Origin of the sequence: Pseudomonas sp. HMWF032, assembly GCF_003060885.1 — a bacterium.
Classification (GTDB): Bacteria; Pseudomonadota; Gammaproteobacteria; order Pseudomonadales; family Pseudomonadaceae; genus Aquipseudomonas.
This window is the reverse complement of record NZ_QAIG01000004.1, coordinates 139,509-158,104: the sequence shown is the minus strand read 5'-3', so window position 1 is coordinate 158,104 and position 18,596 is coordinate 139,509. Positions and strand designations below refer to the sequence as shown.

10 protein-coding genes are annotated in these 18,596 nt (G+C 61.7%); 1 reads left to right on the top strand and 9 read right to left on the bottom strand.

What is annotated here, in order from left to right; translation table 11 throughout:
• Positions 1-47 precede the first annotated feature (47 nt).
• From DBR00_RS02340 to DBR00_RS02300, 9 genes are all read right to left on the bottom strand, one after another.
• Positions 48-1,490, bottom strand: coding sequence for an efflux transporter outer membrane subunit (locus DBR00_RS02340; RefSeq protein ID WP_108488978.1), 1,443 nt, complete (start codon positions 1,488-1,490; stop codon positions 48-50).
• Positions 1,487-4,594, bottom strand: a complete 3,108-nt coding sequence (locus DBR00_RS02335; protein ID WP_108488979.1) for an efflux RND transporter permease subunit — start codon at positions 4,592-4,594, stop codon at positions 1,487-1,489. Before DBR00_RS02335 ends, DBR00_RS02340 begins: the two co-directional genes overlap by 4 nt.
• Complete coding sequence (locus tag DBR00_RS02330) at positions 4,591-7,689, bottom strand: MdtB/MuxB family multidrug efflux RND transporter permease subunit (protein WP_108488980.1); 3,099 nt, start codon at positions 7,687-7,689, stop codon at positions 4,591-4,593. Before DBR00_RS02330 ends, DBR00_RS02335 begins: the two co-directional genes overlap by 4 nt.
• A complete protein-coding gene (locus DBR00_RS02325; protein ID WP_108488981.1) occupies positions 7,686-8,915 on the bottom strand; it encodes an MdtA/MuxA family multidrug efflux RND transporter periplasmic adaptor subunit in 1,230 nt (409 codons plus the stop codon). The genes DBR00_RS02330 and DBR00_RS02325 overlap by 4 nt, the downstream gene beginning before the upstream one ends.
• A 234-nt stretch (positions 8,916-9,149) precedes the next feature.
• On the bottom strand, positions 9,150-9,650 hold the full coding sequence (gene tpx / locus DBR00_RS02320) for a thiol peroxidase (protein ID WP_108488982.1): 501 nt from the start codon (positions 9,648-9,650) through the stop codon (positions 9,150-9,152).
• Between the two features lie 141 nt (positions 9,651-9,791).
• Positions 9,792-11,135, bottom strand: a complete 1,344-nt coding sequence (locus DBR00_RS02315; RefSeq protein ID WP_108488983.1) for a sodium:alanine symporter family protein — start codon at positions 11,133-11,135, stop codon at positions 9,792-9,794.
• A gap of 294 nt (positions 11,136-11,429) precedes the next feature.
• Positions 11,430-15,098 carry a translocation/assembly module TamB domain-containing protein gene (locus DBR00_RS02310; RefSeq protein ID WP_108538007.1) on the bottom strand — a complete coding sequence of 1,223 codons (3,669 nt, stop codon included), beginning with the start codon at positions 15,096-15,098 and terminating at the stop codon, positions 11,430-11,432.
• Complete coding sequence (locus DBR00_RS02305) at positions 15,095-16,822, bottom strand: autotransporter assembly complex family protein (RefSeq protein ID WP_108488985.1); 1,728 nt, start codon at positions 16,820-16,822, stop codon at positions 15,095-15,097. Before DBR00_RS02305 ends, DBR00_RS02310 begins: the two co-directional genes overlap by 4 nt.
• 87 nt (positions 16,823-16,909) lie before the next feature.
• Positions 16,910-17,551 (bottom strand): N-acetyltransferase, encoded by a 642-nt coding sequence (locus DBR00_RS02300; RefSeq protein WP_108488986.1) that lies wholly within the window; start codon positions 17,549-17,551, stop codon positions 16,910-16,912.
• A gap of 144 nt (positions 17,552-17,695) precedes the next feature.
• Here DBR00_RS02300 and xthA point away from each other — a divergent pair, with 144 nt between their 5' ends.
• Positions 17,696-18,511 carry an exodeoxyribonuclease III gene (gene xthA, locus DBR00_RS02295; protein WP_108488987.1) on the top strand — a complete coding sequence of 272 codons (816 nt, stop codon included), beginning with the start codon at positions 17,696-17,698 and terminating at the stop codon, positions 18,509-18,511.
• The last annotated feature ends 85 nt before the right edge of the window (positions 18,512-18,596 follow it).

Here is an 18,596-nt window from a genome sequence, read left to right as displayed (position 1 = left end):
CCCCCTAGGTCTTAAGCGTCAATGCGGTGGTTACCTGTGGCTGACGCTCAGGGCGCTTCTTGCGCCGGCACCTCTAACTCACCCTGCCAACCACCACCCAGCGCGGCGATCAGTTGCACGCTGGTGGTCAGGCGATTGCCCAGCAGGCTGAGGGTGGTGCGCTCGTTGCTCAGCGCCGTGGCTTGAACATTGACCACACTGTTGAAGTCCACCGTGCCGGCACGGTACTGGTTTTCGATCAGACTCAGGGACTCGCGCGCGGCAGCCAGGGCCTCCTGCTGCACAACGGCCTCGTCCTGCAGCACGCGCAGTTGCACCAGGTAGTCCTCCACCTCACGGAAGCTGTCGAGCACCGACTGGCGGTATTGCGCCACGGTCTGGTCGTAGACGGCCTCGCTGCGCTCCAGCTTGGCGCTGCGGGCGCCGCCGTCGAACAGGGTCAACGCCAATTGCGGGCCAAGGGACCAGAAACGATTGGGCAGATCGATCCAGTCGGCAAAGCTGCTGCCACGGTAGCCACCGCTGGCGGAAATGCTCAGATCCGGGTACCAGGCGGCTTCAGCTACGCCGATTTCGGCGTTGGCGGCTATCACCCGACGCTCGGCAGCGGCGACATCCGGACGACGCTCCAACAGGCGCGACGGCAGAGCCACGGGAATGTCCGGCAACGTCGGCAGTTGCTCACGCACGGCGATACTCAGTTCGGTTGGCGGTACGCCGATCAGTACCGCAATCGCATGTTCCAGCTGCGCGCGTTGCCATTTCAGGTCAATGGCCTGAGCTTGAGTACTTTTCAGCTGGGTCAGCGCCTGAGTGACGTCGGATTTCGGCACGATGCCGGCGTCGTACTGGTTTTCCGTGAGTTTCAGCGACCGGGCATAGGCGGCGACGGTGGCATCCAGTAGGCGCTGCTGATCATCCAGCACACGCAGTTGCAGATAGTTCTGCACCAGTTCTGCCTGCAGGCTGAGTTTGAGTGCGGCCAGATCGGCGGCACTGGCCTCGAAACCGGCGCGGCTGGATTCCAGCGAGCGACGCAGTTTGCCCCAGACATCCAGCTCCCAGGCGGCATTCAGGCTCAGGTCATAGTTCTTGCTGACGCCGCGGATACTGCTGCTGGCGCTGTTGCTGCTGCCCTGGCTGCTGCGGGTGACGCCGGCACTGCTCGACAGGCTCGGGTAAAACGCGGCCCGTGCACCACTGACCAAGGCGCGGGCCTGGCGATACTGCGCCTCGCTGGCGGCCAGGTTCTGGTTGGCGACATTCAGCCGTCCAACCAACGCATTCAGCTCGGCATCACCATACAACTGCCACCAGTTGCCACGCGCCAGCGCATCACCGGGTTGGGCCTGAGTCCAGCCATCAATCTGTTTGAACTGCGCCGGGGTTTGCAGCTGCGGGCGCTGATAATCCGGGCCGATGGCACAGGCATTCAGGGCCAGACTCAACGCCAGCAAGGTGGGTAAACGATAGGCAACGAGGATTTTCATAATGGGGTTTCCAATGCAGCGTCAGTGCGCACCCCACGCCAGCGGTTGACCCGGTGGCGCAGGCGGTCGAAGTACAGGTAGATCACCGGTGTGGTGTACAAGGTCAACAGCTGGCTCAGCACCAGCCCGCCAACAATGGTGATGCCCAGCGGTTGGCGCATTTCCGAGCCTTCGGCGCTGCCGAGCATCAGCGGCAGCGCGCCGAGAATCGCCGCCAGAGTGGTCATCATGATTGGACGGAAGCGCAGCAGGCAGGCCTGGCGGATCGATTCCTCTGGGCTCATGTGCTGCTGGCGTTCTAACTGCAGCGCCAGGTCGATCATCAGAATGGCGTTCTTCTTGACAATACCAATCAGTAAGAACAGTCCCAACAGCGAGATCAGGCTGAACTCGATGCTCATCAGCTGCAACGCCAGCAATGCGCCCACTCCGGCCGAGGGCAAGGTGGAGAGGATGGTCAGCGGGTGCACATAGCTCTCGTAGAGCACGCCAAGAACGATGTACACCACCACCAGCGCCATCAGGATCATCCACGGCTGGTTCTGCTGGGTTTGCTGGAAGGCCCCGCCGGTACCACCGAGCACGCCCTGTACCTCAGTCGGCAGGCCGACTCGAGCAATGGCGGTGTTGATCGCCTGACTGGCTTGATCGAGGCTGACCCCTTCGGCCAGGGCAAAGCCGATGTTTTCCACGGCGAACTGGCCTTGGTGGTTGACCCGATCCTCTTCCAGGCTACGCTCCCAGCGGGCAAAGCTGGACAGTGCCACGCGCCCGCCATCGGCAGTGATCAGCTGTATCTGATCAAGAGTTTCCGGGTATTGGGCAAACTGCGGATTGATCTCCATGACCACGCTGTACTGGTTCAGGCTGTCATAGATGGTCGACACCTGGCGCTGGCTGAAGGCGTTGTTCAGCACCGCGGTGATCATGTTCATGTCCACGCCGAGGCGCTTGGCCAGATCGCGCTCGACCACTAGGCGGATCTGCTGGGTGCCGTCAGCCTCCTTGGCGTCAATATCGGTCAGCTCCGGCAAGGCGCGCAGGGCTTCGCGCACTGGCGGCAGCCACTTGCGCAGCTCGTCGAGATCGCCCGACAGCAGCATGTATTCGTTTTCCGAGCTGCGCCCTTCCCGCCCGCCAATCTGTAGATCCTGGTCCGGCATCAGGAACATGCGCCCGCCGGGAATCTTGGGCACCGATTGACGCAGGCGGTTGATCACCTCCTGGGAGCTGGCATTGCGCTCGCTGATCGGTTTAAGACGCACGATCATAAAGGCGTTACTGATACCGGCCCCGCCGCCGATAAACCCGGCCACGCTGTCCACCGCCGGATCGGCGAGCACCGCGCGGCGGTAGATTTCCAGCTTGGGTTGCATGACCTGGAACGACAGACCGTCATCGCCCCGGATAAAACCGATCAACTGGCCGGTGTCCTGCTGCGGCATAAAGGTTTTTGGCACGCTGACAAACAGGAAGATGTTCAGCGCAATGGTCGCCAGCAGGCTGAACAACATCAGCAGAGAATGCCGCAGCGCCCAGTCCAGGCTGCGCTGGTAAAACGCCAATACACGCGTCTGCACGCCCCCGCCCCAGCGTTGTATGGCCGTGGGTTGATGCTTGATGGCTTCGGCCTTGAGCCAGCGCGCACAAAGCATGGGCGTCAGGGTCAGCGACACCAGCAGAGAGATGACGATGGCCACGGCCAGGGTGAGGGAGAACTCGCGGAACAGGCGCTCAACAATACCGCCCATAAACAGAATCGAGATAAACACCGCGACCAATGACAGGTTCATCGCCAGCAGGGTGAAGCCCACCTCCCGCGCGCCCTTGAAGGCCGCCGCCATGGGCGTTTCGCCGGCTTCGATATGCCGAGAAATGTTTTCCAGCACGACGATGGCATCATCCACTACCAGGCCGGTGGCGATGATCAGCGCCATCAGTGACAAGTTGTTCAGGGAGAAATCCAGCAGGTACATCACCGCAAAGGTGCCGACCAGCGACACCGGCACCGCCAGCGCCGGGATCAGCGCCGCGCGCCAGCGGCCGAGGAAGGCAAACACCACCAGAATCACCAGCATCACGGCAATCAGCAGGGTCTGCTCGGCTTCCTGCAAGGTGGCGCGGATCACCGGCGAACGATCCATGGCCACTTGCAGGTCGATACTGGCGGGAATCACCGCACGCAGAGCCGGCAACTGCTCGCGAATGCCGGCAATGGTTTCGATGATATTGGCCCCGGTCTGGCGGTTGATCACCAGCAACACCGCCTGCTCATCGTTGAAGAAGCCGCTGTTGTAGCGATCCTCGACACCATCGCTGACGGTCGCCACATCGCCCAGCCGCACCGCCGCGCCGTCCTGGTAGCGAATGATCAGCGGCAGGTAATCGGCGGCTTTTTCCAGCTGATCGCTGGCCTGCACCTGCCAGTGCCGCTGGTCATCCTCCACCGCGCCTTTGGGCCGTTTGGCGTTGGCTGCACTGATGCTCTGGCGCACTTCATCGAGGGCGATGCCGTAGTGATCGAGCAGGCGCGGCTCCAGGGCCACGCGCACCGCTGGCAAGGAGCTGCCGCCGATCTGCACTTCACCGACGCCGGTGACCTGGGCGAGCTTCTGCGCCAGGATGGTCGAGGCCACGTCGTACAGCTGGCCTTTGTTCAGTACGTCACTGGTCAGCGACAGCACCATGATCGGCGCCTGCGACGGGTTGATCTTGGCGTAAGTAGGCATGCTGCGCATGCCGCTGGGCAGCAACTCGCGCGAGGCATTGATCGCTGCCTGCACCTCACGGGCGGCGGCGTTGATATCACGGTCCAGGTCGAACTGGATCATGATCCGCGTACTGCCCTGGCTGCTGCGACTGTTCATCTGACTGATGCCAGCAATGGTCCCGAGCGAGCGCTCCAGGGGCGTGGCCACGCTGGAGGCCATGATCTGCGGGCTGGCTCCCGGCAGGCTGGCCTGCACAGTGATGGTGGGAAAGTCCATCTGCGGTAGCGGCGCCACTGGCAGCAGACCAAAGCTGACGCCGCCGAGCAACATGATCGCCAGACTCAGCAGCAGCGTGGCCACCGGACGACGGATAAAGGGGCCGGAGAGGTTCATGGGTTGACCACAAGCCCGGCCGCGCTACGGCCAGTGACCCGCCGCGACAGGCGATCGAAGTACAGGTAGATCACCGGCGTGGTGAACAGCGTGAGGATCTGACTCAGCAGCAACCCGCCGACCATCACCAGGCCCAAGGGCTGGCGCAGTTCAGCGCCGGAGCCGCTGGCCAGCATCAAGGGGATGGCGCCAAACAGTGCCGCCAGGGTGGTCATCAGAATCGGCCGGAAACGCAGCAGCGCCGCCTGGTAGATCGCCGCTTCCGGCTGCATGCCCTGGTTGCGTTCGGCGTCGAGAGCGAAGTCGATCATCATGATCGCGTTCTTCTTGACGATGCCGATCAGCAAAATGATGCCGATGATCGCAATCAGCCCCAGCTCGCTGCCGCTGATCAGCAACGCCAGCAGCGCGCCGACGCCGGCCGACGGCAAGGTGGAGAGAATGGTGATCGGGTGGATATAGCTCTCATAGAGCACGCCGAGCACGATGTACATGGTCACGATGGCCGCCAGAATCAGCAGCAAGGTGCTCGACAAGGAAGCCCGGAAGGCTTCTGCTGCGCCCTGGAAGCGCGTCTGCACCGCTGGCGGAATACCGATCTCTTGCTCAATCCGCTCGATCACCGCCACCGCCTCGCCCAGCGATACACCGCTGGCCAGGTTGAATGACAGCGTGGCGGCCGGGAATTGACCGATATGGTTGATCAACAGGCTGGCGGCGCGTTCCTCGACCTGGGCCAGGGTCGACAGCGCGACCTGCTGACCATCGGCGGCCTTGACGTGAATCTGCCGCAGCGCAGCCGGGCCGATGCTGCCGGCGTTCTCGCTTTCCAGTACCACGCGGTACTGGCTGGCCTGGGTGTAGATGGTAGAAATCTGCCGCTGGCCGAAGGCGTCGTACAGCGCGTTGTCGATATCGGCAATGCTGACGCCGAGACGCCCGGCCATGTCGCGATCAATCTGCAGAAACACCTGCAGGCCACGGTTCTGCAGGTCGCTGGCCACGTCCGTCAGCTCCGGCTGCTCGCGCAGCGCGCTGACCAGCTTGGGCACCCACTCTTCCAGCAGGCGGATATCCGGCGACTCCAGGCTGAACTGGAACTGCGTGCGGCTGACCCGATCCTCGATGGACAGGTCCTGCACCGGCTGCAGGTACAGCTCAATGCCGGGAATCCGCGCCAGTTCCGGGCGCAGCCGTTCGATGATCTGGCTGGCGCTGACATCACGCTCGGCCCGTGGCGTCAGGTTGATCAGCAGGCGGCCGCTGTTGAGCGTCGGGTTGTCACCGTCCACGCCGATATAGGACGACAGGCTGGCCACGGCCGGGTCCTGCAGAATCACCTCGGCCAGGCGCTGTTGGCGCTCGCTCATGGCGCGAAAGGAAATCGACTGCGGCGCCTCGGAAATCCCCTGGATCACCCCAGTGTCCTGCACCGGGAAAAAGCCCTTGGGCACGGCGAGGTAAAGCACTACGGTCAGCGCCAGAGTGACGATGGCCACCAGCAGGGTCAGCGGCTGATGCTTGAGTACCCAGGTCAGCCACACGCCATAACGCGCAATCATGCTGTCGATCACCGCCCCGGCAGCGCGGTAGAAGCGCCCTTCTTCTTCGGGCTTTTCCGCCTTGAGCAGGCGTGCGCACATCATCGGTGTCAGGGTCAGCGACACCACCAGGGAAATCAGGATGGCCACCGCCAGGGTGATGGCGAATTCACGGAACAGCCGCCCCACTACGTCGGCCATAAAGAGCAGCGGAATCAGCACCGCGATCAGCGAAATGGTCAGCGACACCAGGGTAAAGCCGATCTGTTTGGCACCTTTGAGCGCGGCATTCAGCGGGGTTTCGCCCTCCTCCAGATGGCGGGCAATGTTCTCCAGCATGACGATGGCATCGTCCACCACAAAACCGGTGGCAATGGTCAGGGCCATCAGCGTCAGGTTGTTGATGGTGAAACCGGCCAGGTACATCACGCCGAAGGTGCCGATCAGCGACAGCGGCACGACGATGGAGGGGATGATGGTCGCCGACACCTTGCGCAAAAACAGGAAGGTCACCAGCACCACCAAGGCAATGGCCAGCAACAATTCATACTGCACACCCTTGACTGCGGCACGGATGGTTTCGGTGCGGTCGGTCAGTACGCTAACTTCCACGCTGGCCGGCAGGCCCTGGGTCAGATGGGGCAGCAGCGTCTGGATGCTGTCGACCACATCGATGACGTTGGCACCGGGTTGGCGCTGCACATTGACCAGCACCGCTTCGCTGCGGTTGGCCCAGGCCGCCAGGCGCTGGTTTTCCGCGCCATCGACGATCTCGGCGACATCCTTGAGGCGCAGTGCCGCGCCGTCCTTGTAGCCGAGGATCAGTTCGCGGTATTCGTCGACGGACTTCAACTGGTCGTTGGCATCCAGCTGCGACACGCGGGTCGGGCCGTCGAAGTTGCCCTTGGGCTGGTTAACGTTACTGGCGGTGATCAGCGTGCGCACATCGCTGAGGTTCAAACCATAGGACGCCAGCGCCTCCGGATTGACCCGCAGGCGCACAGCAGGACGTTGGCCACCCGCCAGGGTCACCAGACCAACGCCACTGGTTTGTGCGAGTTTCTGCGCCAGGCGGGTATCGACCAGATCGAACACCTGCGGCAGCGGCATGGTTTTCGAGCGGATGGCCAGGGTCAGCACCGGGGTATCGGCCGGGTTGACCTTGTTGTACACCGGCGGCGCGGGCAGATCATTGGGCAGCAGATTGCTCGCACCGTTGATCGCGGCCTGTACTTCCTGCTCGGCAACATCCAGCGGCTCGTCCAGATTGAAACGCAGGGTGATCACCGAAGCACCGCCCGAGCTGGTCGACGACATCTGTTTCAACCCGGCCATCTGACCAAACTGGCGTTCCAGCGGCGCGGTGACTGCACTGGTCATCACGTCCGGGCTGGCGCCTGGATACAGGGTCATCACCCGGATGGTCGGGTAATCCACTTCTGGCAGCGCCGAGACCGGCAGCAGGCGATAAGCGATCACACCGCTCAAGAAGATCGCCAGCATGATCAACGTGGTGGCGACCGGGCGCAGGATAAACAGGCGGGAGGCGTTCATTGGGCGCGCGGCGCTCCCTTGCGCTCAGGGCTTGACGGTTGGGCCTGGGCTGCAACCGGCAGATCGCCGATGACCTCGACCTTGTTGCCCGAGCGCAGTCGATCCGTGCCTTCCAGCACCAAACGTTGGCCGGGCTTGAGGCCTTGCTCGACCACATTCAGCTGACCATTGCTGGCACCTATGGTCACGGGAGTCATCTGCACCTTGTCTTCTGCATCGACTATGTAGACGAACGTCCCGTTGGCACCGAATTGCAGCGCCGCCGACGGCATCAACGTGACGTCCTGCAGGGTCTTTACGCGCAGGCGTACATTGACGAACTGGTTGGGGAAGAGCATTTCCTCGGCGTTGGCAAAACGCGCCTTGAGCTTGACCGTGCCGGTCGCGGTGTCGATCAGGTTATCGACGCTCTCCAGTTCGCCTTCGGCCAGTTTGAGTCTCTCGCTGCGGTCCCAGGCCTCAACGGCCAGGGTTTCCCCCGCGCGCAGCTGCTGTACCACGGCAGGTAGCTCGGCTTCTGGCAAGGTGAAGGTTACGGCGATGGGCAAGGTCTGGGTAATCACCACCAGCGGCAAGGTATCGCCGGAGCCGACCAGGTTACCGACATCCGCCTGGCGAATGCCCAGACGACCGCTGATCGGTGCACGTACCTGAGTGAAATCGAGGTTGAGCCGTGCAGTTGCAACATTCGCCTGCAGACTCTTGATTCCGCCACGGTACTGGTTGACCAGCGCTTCCTGCGTATCAAGCGTCTGCTTGGCGATCGACTCTTCTGCATACAGCCCACGGTAACGCGCCAGGTCCAGTTCGGCATTGCGCAGCTGCGCCTGACTTTCTTGCAGCGCGCCCTGGGCTTGCTGCAGGGCAATTTCATAGGGACGTGGGTCGATCACCGCGAGCAGATCGCCTGCTTTAACCTGCTGGCCATCCTTGAACAGCAGTTTGACCAGCTGACCATCGACCCGGCCACGCACATTAACAGTGTTATAGGCCGTGACGGTGCCGAGGGCCTTGAGTTCAACCTGAAAGTTTCCTGCTGTAGCCTCGGCCACTCTTACCGGGACTGGTCCCATGTCACCAAAAGGCCCGCGGCCCATGGGCGGACGCTGCGCTTTGCTGGGCCAAAACCACCAGAGCAGGAGGAGCAGCGCGGCGAGCAGCACAAGGCCGATCAGCCATTGGCGCGACAGGTTGCGGGGACGGCGGGTGAACTGTGTATCAGGCATGGCAACGATCACTTCCTTTGGGAGTGTGAACGATATTCACTATCAGCCAGCCTGCAAAGCCTCTTTACCGCCTTTTTACCTTTTCCTTACGTAACTAAAGCCCTGATCCGCAAATAAAAATGTCCGGAGCGCTGCCTACCGGCGCGCCACAATGCGCCAAAGGTGGCCAACCTAGATGGCCAGCCCAAAAAAACGGCCTGCAGAGCAGGCCGTAGGTACAACGCTAACCTGCTGTTACTTGAGAACAGCCAAGGCCGCGTCGTAGTTCGGCTCGTCAGCGATCTCGCTCACCAATTCGCTGTGCAGCACTTTGTCGTGCTCATCCAGCACCACCACCGCGCGGGCAGCAACACCCACCAGCGGGCCGCTGGCGATGGCCACACCGTAGTTGTTGAGGAACTCGGCACCGCGCATGGTCGACAGGTTGATCACGTTCTGCAGGCCTTCGGCACCGCAGAAACGGGCCTGGGCGAACGGCAGGTCGGTGGAAATGCACAGCACCACGGTGTTGGCCAGTTGGCTGGCACGGGTGTTGAAGGTGCGCACCGAGGTGGCGCAGGTTGGGGTATCAACACTTGGGAAAATGTTCAGGACTTTACGCTTGCCGGCCAGGCTGGCCAGGCTGACATCACTCAGGTCGCCGGCGACCAGGCTGAACGCCGGGGCCTGTTGGCCTACCTGCGGCAACTGACCGGCAACTTCAACCGGGGAACCTTTGAGCGTGACTTGTGCCATGGGATTGATCCTTATCTGTGCAATTGAGGGGCGGAAAACAAGTAAGGGCGCGAACCCGCCAAATGGCAAGCCGGCGCCCCTGCAACACGGCGAGCATAGCTGACCAAAAAGTCAGACTACCCTGCTCGCCCATGCGGCACATCAATTTTTTGCGAAATGATCCTTGGTCAGTTTGACCACGATCGGGCTGAGCAGCAGCAGCGACAGCAGGTTAGGGATTGCCATCAGGCCATTGAGGGTATCGGCCACCAGCCAGGCAAAGTCCAACTGGGCAATCGCCCCGAACGGCACGGCCAGGACCCAGAGTATACGGAACGGCAGAATGGCCTTGGTGCCTACCAGGTATTCCCAGCAACGCTCACCGTAGTAACTCCAGCCCAGGATGGTGGTATAGGCAAAGATCACCAGTGCGATGGTCAGGATATAACCGCCGACGCCAGGCATGGCCGACTCAAAAGCCGCGGCCGACAAGGCCGCCCCGCTGGCACCGCTGGTCCACACGCCGGAGCAGATGATTGCCAGACCGGTCATCGAGCAGATGATGATGGTGTCGATAAAGGTGCCGATCATGCCGATCATCCCCGAGCGCACCGGGCTGTTGGTGGTACCGGCCGCCTGTGCGATACCCGCAGTACCCAGACCGGCTTCGTTGGAGAAGATGCCGCGTGCCACACCAAAGCGAATCGCCGCCATGACCGCTGCACCAGCAAAACCGCCCGTGGCCGCAACAGGGCTGAAAGCATGGGTGAAGATCAGTTCGAATGCACCCGGAATCGCGTCGGCATGCACCACCAGCACCACAATCGAGGCCATGATGTAGGCCACACACATAAAGGGCACCAGCGACGCGGCAACCTTACCGATGCGCTTGATCCCGCCAAGAATCACCAGCCCGGTGATCACCATGGTCACCACACCGGTCACCCACAGCGGGATGTTGAAGGTGGTGTGCAAGGCGGCTGCCATGCTGTTGACCTGCACCATGTTGCCGATACCGAAACCGGCAAAGCCGCCGAAGATGGCAAACGCTGTGCCCAGCCACAGCCACTTCTTGCCCAGGCCATTCTTGATCGCATACATCGGACCACCGACGTGTTCGCCGCGCTCATCCTTCTCGCGGTAGTGCACCGCCAGCACCACTTCACTGTATTTGGTGGCCATGCCTACCAGTGCGGTACACCACATCCAGAACAGTGCACCTGGGCCACCGAGGAAAATGGCGGTAGCCACGCCAGCGATGTTGCCCGTCCCCACCGTGGCGGCCAGGCAAGTCATCAAGGCCTGGAATGGGCTGATCTCGCCACTTTCCGCATCGCCTTTCTGCCGGCCTTGCCACATCAGCTTGAAGCCTGCACCGATCTTGCTCAACGGCATGAATTTCAGGCGCAACATGAGGAACAGGCCGGTGCCAAGAATCATCACCAGCATGGGCGGTCCCCAGACCACGCCGTTGAGTTGATTGACCAGGGTATTGATAAACTCCATGTTCATTTCCTTATTCTTGTAGTGAACGCGAAGTGGGTAGCCTCGCTTGTCCGATTGCCGGGTAGGCTGGGCTGTTAAAGGGCGCAAACCGGATTGGCGCGCCGGCAGACAGCACATCGGGCTGTCCCTGCAAGTCCAATGACGGCCAGGGCATCAGCGGCGGTCAGTATAGGGAGGCCGGGACAGTGGTTTTCACTGTTTAGATTTGAACGCTCAGATTTTTTGAGCGAAGTGCGCAATTTAAACGCGAATTAACGGGCTTAATCCAGCACAGTTCCGCAGAAAATTGGCTTGCTAAAATTCACGTCGATAAAACAGATCCAAAGAGCTGGCCAATCCGCTGGCGGCCTCAAGGTAAAGCTTGCGGCTTAGCTCGTATCGCAGGGCGATGGTGTTCGCCGGTTCGAACACCCCGACGCCATAACGCAGGCTCAGGCGCTCGGACAGGTTCCCGCTGGCCACCACGCTGGTGGTCACACCACTGCCCTGGGTATCCAGTTGAAAGTCGCGAATGCCCAGCCCCTGCGCGACGTTGTTAACCAATGATGCACTGCCGGCCATACCCAGAGCCAACGCGGCCTGCGCCAACATTGTGTTATCCCCTCCGCCCTGCCCCAGCGGACGTCCCATGATCAGGTAGGACAGCGCCTGTTCCTGACTCATCGCGGGCTCAGAAAACACCGTGCTGGTCGGTTGCGCAGCATTGCCACTCAGGCGCAGGCCGGCCGTCACATCATCCACCTGACGCACCGCCTCGATATCGAGAAATGGCTGATCAATCGGCCCGGCGAACAACAGCCGCGCGCGGCGCACATTCAAGCGCTGGCCATAGGCGCGGAAGCGGCCCTTGTTCAGGCTCAGCTCGCCTCGAGTGTCGAGGTCATTGCCGATATGCAACCGGCCAAGCAGCTCGGCATGCAGGCCAAAGCCGCTGAAGGTCAGGCGTTGCTGGCCGACTTCGACATCAATATCCATGGCAATCGCCGTGGCCTGTGGCTCAGTGCTGTCGCGCCCCATCACCTGAGCATCGCTGGAAACCTGCACGGTTGAGGGCGGCAACTCACGCACCTCAATCGTGCCGCTGGGAATCAGCACCTTGCCGGCCAGCGACAGTTGCTCATCACGCAGGCTGAAATGCAGATCCGGCTCGACCTCCAGCGCGGCATAGGGCTCGACAGTGACCGGCAGACGACTGCCACGCAGCTGCATGTTCGCCACCAGTCCATCAGCCCAGCTCAGCTCGCCATTCAGGCTGCCCTGCCCTTGCTCGCCACTGCGCCAGTCGCCCTCCAACTGCAGCTGCTCACCCTCGATACGCGCCTGCAGTTGCAGCTGCTCGATATTCATCGGCAGCTCAGCGCCGCTTAATTCGCCATTAAGCACGCGCAGGTTGCCGTTGATCTGCGGCGCCAACAGCCCACCCGACAAGCTGCCCGCGCCATTCAGCTGCCCGGCAATACGCTCGACCATCGGCACAAACGGGCGAGCCAGCGCCAAGTCCAGACCATTGAGGCGGAAGTTGCCAGACAGCGGCTTGCTCGCCGGGCGCGGATCAAGCTGCGCCTGCAGCGACAGCTCACCCATGGCTGGGCCATGCAGCTCCAGAAGGCTATCAATGCGCTGCGGGCGTAACTGTGTACTCAGGCGCAGGCTGTCGTAGGCAAACTCCAGCCACTGTTGCTGATCACGAATGCGCCAGATGCCGCTGCCGGCATCCAGTTCCAGGCTGCCATTCGGGCCGCTGGCCGGCATATGCAGCTGCAGCCGACCATTCAACTCGCCTTGCCAGGCGAAATCCTTGGGCCACAGGGCCGCCAAACTTTCCATGGGGAAGTTGCTCAGCTGGTAGTTCAGCGTGGGCTGCGGCAGCAGGCGCTGCTCCGTGCCACACAGGCTGGCATCACCAGAACGCCAGCAATGCGCGCCCAGGCTGAGCTGCCCATTGGCCAGCCGCACCAGTGTGGCCGGCTGCTGCAAGCGCCAGTCCTGGCCGCTGCTTTGTATCTCGCCACGGCTCAGGCTGCCGCGCCAGTTACCCTTGTCCAGCTTGCCGGCCAGGGCCAGCTGACTTTGCAGCAAGGGGCCTTGCAGCTGCAGTTCAAGGCTCTGTTGCTGCTGATCCGCGGCGGCTGTGGCAGTCAGACGGCCCAGGTCAGTTTCACCGAGCTGAATGCCCTGCGCATCCAGGGTGAGCCGGCTACGCTGGGCGCTGTTCAGATTGGCGTCGAGTTTGAGTTGTTGCAGGCGCTGGTCGGCAAAAGCCAGGCGCTGACCTTGCAGCTGCAATTGGCCCTGGGGGGCTTGCAGGTTGCCGGCCAAATCCAGCTGGCCATTGAGCTGACCCTGTAGACCCGGCCACAGCTGGCCCAGTCGCGGCATCGTTAGTAGCAACTGACCACTCAGCTGTTGCTGCAAGGCGGCCTTGCCACTGATGCGGTTATCGCCCAGGCGAATATCCAACGCCGTCAGCTCGCCCTGCTCCAGGCCGCCGGTAAACTTCGCCAGCAGCTTGGCCGGCTGACCGCGCAAGCGACCGCTGAGGTCGATATCAGCGGTGAGGTTGAGCTGCTGATCGCTCAGGCTGCCGGAGCTGTTCAACGGTCCGGCAAGTGTGCCGGGCAGCTCGGCCAGCCAGTAGGCCGGGTCGAGCTGACTTAACTGCAAACGCACATCCCAGCTCAGCGGCTCGGCAAAACCCAGGCTGACCTGGCCTTCGGCGCGACCCTGGCCAGCGTGCAGGCGCAGTTCAGGTAAATACAGATTTTGCAGATCGCCACTCAGCGGACTTTGCAGGCTAAAGGCACCGGCCGGGCCATCCAGCTTGGCGGCGAAATGCCCAAGGTAGTTGCCATCCTGATAAGCCAGTTCACCCTTGAGCACCCGCAATGTCACCGGCACAGGTTCCTCCAGCGGATAAAGCCGCTGCCAGGGGAAGTTCTGCCAATTGAAGCGGCTGTCCAGGCTCAGACCCTGCTGCCAGTTCAACTCGCCACTGAGCTGTACCTGCTGCTCAGGGGCGGCAGACAAGCTCAAGTTGCGGATGGTCGCACCGTCAGCGTTGAGCAGCCCCTCCAGCGCCAGGGCAATCGCCCCCTCGGCTGCCGACAACCTGGCACTGCCAGTGATCTGATAGCCATCCCGCAGATCGCCTTGGGCATTGAGCTCAATCTGCTCAAGATTCAACGTATCGGGCAACTCGGCGCTGGCCTTGAAGCTGGCGACCTGCAAACGCAGTTGCGCTGGCAAGTGTTCAGCCAAAGGCTGCAACCAGCCCGTCAATTCACCCTGCAGATACCCGCTGCTATTGGCTGTCAGTTGCACCCGTTCGCGCAGTTCACCGTTGAGCTGCAATGCCAGCGGCCAAGCCTGCTGCTCGGGCGCAGGCAATCGCAGTTGTCCGTTCAGTTGCAGCGGCCAGTTGCCCGAGGTTTGCACCTGGCCCTGCAACACCACCTGCAGATCGGCGATATGCAAGCTGAGGTTATCGATCTGAATGCCCTGCGCAGTCCAACGCGCGGCCAGCTGCAGCCCTTGCAGCTGTTCGACGCCATTGAGCTGCAGGCTGTCGATCTGCACCTGCCCCAGTTGCAACGCCAGCGGCAGGCTCAGGTCCGGCAGACTGAACGGCTCGCTGCTGGGCTGCTCATCGTCAGGAAAAACCAAGTTGATCGGCCCGCTACGCAGTTGCTGGATACACAGGGTCAGACGCAGTAGACAGGCCGGCGACCAATCCAGGCTAGGCGCCATTACCTGCACACTATTCTCGCCCTGCTGCCAGCGCAGCTGTGTCGCGCGCCAGCTGCCGCCCAAGCGCCCATCGAAGTCGTCCACCTGCAAGCCCGGCACCTGCGCCAATAACCAGCGACTGCCGCCTTGGGTGCCCAGCAGCAGGCACATGCTGATGGCTAACACCAGCAGCAGCCCAAGCAGACTGAACAGCACATTGCGTAACCAGCGCTTCACAGTTCCGGCCCCATGGAGAAATGCAGGCGCACGCCGCCCTGATTATCCAGCGGATGTGCCAGATCCAGGCGCAGCGGCCCGAGCGGCGACACCCAGCGCACGCCAAGGCCCACCGCGCTTTTCAACGAGGGAATCTGCAGCGAATCGAAGGTATTGCCCTGATCGAAGAAGCTCGCCAGGCGCCAGCGCTCGGTCAGGCTGTATTGGTATTCCAGGCTGCTGGTAAACAGGTAGCGTCCGCCGATCTTGTCGCCCGCACGGTTTTCCGGCGACAGGCTCTGGTAGTCATAGCCGCGCACGCTCTGGTCACCCCCCGCGAAGAAGCGCAGCGACGGCGGCACCTTTGAAAACCCATCGGATTCAGTGCCACCCACCTGCACCCGCCCCAGCAGTCGATGGCGCTTGAATAAGGTGGTCAGACCTTTGAGCTGGATATTGCCGTGCAGCACATTGGCATCGGACAGCAGCCCTTTGGCCGCACCAGACAGGTCGAACTGCAAGCGATAGCCGTGGTTGGGGTCGATCTGGTTATCGCTGTGCAGGTAGGAATAACTCAGGCCTGGCATCAGCAGCGTGCTGGTCCCCGCGTCATCGCCCAGGTCGTACTGTTCGTGCTGCCATTTCAGCGACAACACGCGCTGCCAGCCGCTGTCGAGTTTGCTATGCCATTCCGGGCCGACGGTCAGCAGACGGCTGCTGCTGTCGGTATTGGCCAGGTCTTCGGCCTGATAACCGCCAGCGATACGCAACTTGTCGGTCAGTGGTGGATCGAGCGGCACGTCGTACCACAGGCCAACATTCTGCCGCGGTGCGGACAGCTCCAACTCCGCGCCATAGCTATGCCCCTGCGGATTGGCCCAGTGCCGCGTCCAGTTGGCCCGGCCGCGCGGGCCAACATCAGTCGAGAAGCCCAAACCCAGGCCCATGCTGCGCGGTTTGCGCACCTGCAATTGAACCTGCACGGGGATCTGCTCACCAGTGGCAGTGCTGGGGTTGGCGTCCACCTGCACCGACTCGAAATAACCGCTGGAACGCAGCGCCTGATACAGCTCGGCAATCAGCGCCGAGTCATAGGGCTGGTGCGTCGGGAACGGCACCATGCGTTGCAGCAATTGTTCATCGAAGGGCGCATCGCCGACAAAACTGACCTCGCCCAGCTGATAGCGCGGCCCGCTGAGATAGATCAGCTCGATATCGGCAACCCCAGCCTCGGGGTCAATTGTCAGTCGCTGCCTGCTAAAGCGCCCGGCGAAGAAGCCATAACGCGAGGCTTGAGTCTGAATTTCGCGCTTGGCCGCATCGTAATGACCGTGGTTAAGCTGCGCCCCGCCCCGCAATTGCGGGTTATTGGGTGTACGAAAAGCGCGCAGTTGCGCCGCTGGTCCTTCAACGCGCACCACCACATCACGCAAACGCACGGGTTCACCCGGCCGAATGCGCACGCTCAGGCGCGGTGTTGCGCCTGAGCTAACTTCAGTCGTGATCTGCGCCTGGTAGTAGCCCAGGGCCTGGGCGGCTTTTTCTGCCTGGTTTTCGGCAACCCGACGATAGCGTTGCAAGGCCTCGGCATCGCGCTCGCCCAAACTGCCGATATAGCCCTCGATATTGCTTTTCAGCGCGCTGTTGGCCGGCTCAACCCGCACGCGCAGCTGGGCTTCGGCCAGGGCCGCAGCACTCAACAAAAGCAGGCAGAACCCACTGACAAGGTTTGGGAACACAGACATGAGGCGATGCTAGCACGAGCCAAGGGCCGACTTAGAGCCGCACTGCCGGCAAATAGTTGCGACGCGGTGTATCCCGCGTCGCGGCTTTCAGGCGCTGGCCTTGACCGTGACCTGTGGGTTTGGATGGAAGAACACGTGCTCGATTATCGGGCCGATGGCCACCACACCGATCTCTTCATACCCCTGACGCTTATAGAACTCCAGGTAATGTCCATTGCCGGTATCCAGCACCACCCCCTGGGAACTGGCATCTTCGGCGCACCAGTTGTGCAGTGCTTCGAGCAGTTGTTCACCAAGACGCTGGCCCTGGTATTGCGGGTGAATACCGAGTAGCGGCAGCACGTGATAAGGCCCCGGAGGCAGGCAGGCAATCACTGCATCGTGGTATTCCAGATAGCGCTTGGTGCAACGAAAACCGGTGGTCAACAGCATACGCATGCGCCAGGCCCAGCTTTCGGTAATGTCCTTGCGCCGCTGTGGCGGTGCGATCAGGGCCATGCCGATCAACCGATCATCAATCAGCAAACCGATGGCGGGCAGGTCTTCGGCAAAATGCTGTTGCACCAACTCACGTACCGTGGCGCGTACGCGCTGGTCATAGCCCGGCCGCTCCGCTTCAAACAGGTAGGCGAATGTGGGGTCATGGCGGTAGGCCTGATACAACAAGGAGCGGGCTTCACGGGCATAACCGCTATCGAGCAAACGAACTTCGGCGAGACTGTCAGGCATCAGGGTGACCTCTGTTGTTCTTGATTTATTGGGCCTGCAGCCACGTTAGCACCGGCCACCCAGCACCGCCACAGGCTGGCCGATGGCGCGCTCAGTGGGCTAGCATTGCCGGCCATCCAGCTGCCTTATTCAGGACTGCCGCCCATGAAGATCGTCTCCTTCAATATCAATGGCCTGCGTGCCCGCCCGCATCAACTGGCAGCGCTGATCGAAAAGCATCAGCCGGATGTAATCGGCCTGCAGGAAACCAAAGTCGCCGACGAGCAGTTCCCCGAGGCCGACATTCGTCAGCTTGGTTATCACGTGCATTACCACGGACAGAAGGGCCATTACGGCGTCGCCCTGCTCTCGCGCCAGCAACCCCTGAGCCTGCACAAGGGTTTCCCTGGGGATGCGGAGGACGCGCAGCGGCGTTTTATCTACGGCACCTTCGCCGATGCCCAGGGCAACCCGGTGACGGTGATGAACGGTTACTTCCCGCAAGGTGAAAGCCGCGACCACCCCACCAAGTTCCCGGCCAAGCAACGTTTTTATGCCGACTTGCAGCAACTGCTGCTCAGCCAGTTCAGCCCAGAGCAGCCGCTGGTGGTGATGGGCGATATCAATATTTCGCCGGAAGACTGCGACATCGGCATTGGCGAACCCAATCGTCTGCGCTGGCTGAAAACCGGTAAATGCAGCTTTCTGCCAGAAGAGCGCGAGTGGCTGGCCACCCTGAAGAACTGGGGCCTGGTTGACAGCTTCCGCCACCTCAACCCCACCGTGAATGATCGGTTCAGTTGGTTTGATTACCGTAGCCGTGGTTTTGAGGATGAGCCCAAGCGCGGCCTGCGCATCGACGTGATTCTCGCCTCCCAGGCACTGCAAGGGCGAATCAAGGATGCGGGAGTCGATTACGACCTGCGTGGCATGGAGAAACCCTCTGACCATGCGCCCATCTGGCTGGATTTAGGCCTGTAAGCCCATTGCAGAGCCATCGCAGACAACAGTGACTGTCATATTGCAGTCACTTTTTTGTCTTATCGTCGCGGCACTTTCACTCACC

Bases quoted from the DNA above. Each gene is read 5' to 3' on its own strand.
- DBR00_RS02340 (WP_108488978.1), bottom strand. From the start codon at position 1,490: ATGAAAATCCTCGTTGCCTATCGTTTACCCACCTTGCTGGCGTTGAGT.
- DBR00_RS02335 (WP_108488979.1), bottom strand. From the start codon at position 4,594: ATGAACCTCTCCGGCCCCTTTATCCGTCGTCCGGTGGCCACGCTGCTG.
- DBR00_RS02330 (WP_108488980.1), bottom strand. From the start codon at position 7,689: ATGAACGCCTCCCGCCTGTTTATCCTGCGCCCGGTCGCCACCACGTTG.
- DBR00_RS02325 (WP_108488981.1), bottom strand. From the start codon at position 8,915: ATGCCTGATACACAGTTCACCCGCCGTCCCCGCAACCTGTCGCGCCAA.
- tpx (WP_108488982.1), bottom strand. From the start codon at position 9,650: ATGGCACAAGTCACGCTCAAAGGTTCCCCGGTTGAAGTTGCCGGTCAG.
- DBR00_RS02315 (WP_108488983.1), bottom strand. From the start codon at position 11,135: ATGGAGTTTATCAATACCCTGGTCAATCAACTCAACGGCGTGGTCTGG.
- DBR00_RS02305 (WP_108488985.1), bottom strand. From the start codon at position 16,822: ATGTCTGTGTTCCCAAACCTTGTCAGTGGGTTCTGCCTGCTTTTGTTG.
- DBR00_RS02300 (WP_108488986.1), bottom strand. From the start codon at position 17,551: ATGCCTGACAGTCTCGCCGAAGTTCGTTTGCTCGATAGCGGTTATGCC.
- xthA (WP_108488987.1), top strand. From the start codon at position 17,696: ATGAAGATCGTCTCCTTCAATATCAATGGCCTGCGTGCCCGCCCGCAT.